The 240-nt window shown below is 42.5% G+C and carries 1 protein-coding gene; it reads right to left on the bottom strand.

Features of this window, described 5'->3' with window-relative positions; all coding sequences use genetic code 11:
• Positions 1-240 (bottom strand): polysaccharide biosynthesis protein (locus QP775_RS25650; protein ID WP_285109340.1); only part of this gene is annotated, 240 nt, incomplete at both ends.

The following is a 240-nucleotide window of genomic DNA, read 5'->3' as shown; positions in this document are numbered from 1 at the left end:
CCAACTATCTCAAGTGTAGGAAGGATTCCAAAATAGTGCTCATCATACACTACTGTTGTTAAGCTTTCGTAGTCGCTCATCAAAATTTGATGTATTGTCTCACCAGGTCGAATTCCTTTTTCCACAATACGAACTTGTTCTTCACCACAAGCTTCTATTAATACCTCAGCCAGATCGATCATACGGCACCTCGGCATCGTCATAACATAGATTTCACCGCCATGACTGTTCCCGGTTGCT

Source organism: Paenibacillus sp. UMB4589-SE434 (assembly GCF_030226685.1).
Classification (GTDB): Bacteria; Bacillota; Bacilli; order Paenibacillales; family Paenibacillaceae; genus Paenibacillus_B.
The sequence above is the reverse complement of the archived record's forward strand: the minus strand, read 5'-3'. Positions and strand labels throughout refer to the sequence as shown.